Source organism: Staphylococcus coagulans (assembly GCF_002901995.1).
GTDB lineage: Bacteria > Bacillota > Bacilli > Staphylococcales > Staphylococcaceae > Staphylococcus > Staphylococcus coagulans.
The window spans coordinates 1-547 of record NZ_PPQN01000143.1 but is presented as its reverse complement, the minus strand read 5'-3'; the positions used below and the strand labels follow the sequence as shown (position 1 = coordinate 547).

The following is a 547-nucleotide window of genomic DNA, read 5'->3' as shown; positions in this document are numbered from 1 at the left end:
ATTTTAATATAATATGACTTAGGGTATTAAGAATTTAGAAAAGGAGTGAAATTATGAACAACCATTTTAAAATGGAAACTGAAGCTATCTTCTTTTATGAATCAAATAGAAAGAAAATTATCAGTGAATTAAAAAAGCAACATGGTCTCAAGTTGAACGACATCTTGTTTTTATATCACTTAAAAACGACAAATAGCCGCCGTATTTCTTTGCACAAAGTCAAACAATCGATTGACTTCAGTTTAATGGAGATACATAAATCTTTAACGGCGTTGACTGAAAAAGACATCATCGGTAAAGAACGTTCTACAGAAGATGAAAGAAAAGTATTTATTACTATTGATGACAAACAAGCTAAGAAGATGGATCAATTATTAGATGATTTTAATCAAATCCAAAAAGAAGTGCTTCAATAGGCCTTCTACCCCAACAAAATGACCGTACGATATAACAGATATCATTCTCCGTGGTATCTGTCTTTTTATTATTCAAAAATATTTTCACTTTACACATGCATGAAATTAGACCTGTCTCTTATACACATCTC

At 30.3% G+C, this 547-nt stretch carries 1 protein-coding gene; it reads left to right on the top strand.

Going from position 1 to position 547, the window contains the following annotated elements:
• Positions 1–53: 53 nt before the first annotated feature.
• Entirely contained in the window at positions 54–416 is a 363-nt protein-coding gene (locus CD118_RS11820) for a transcriptional regulator, SarA/Rot family (RefSeq protein WP_050331066.1), read from the top strand.
• Positions 417–547: the final 131 nt, after the last annotated feature.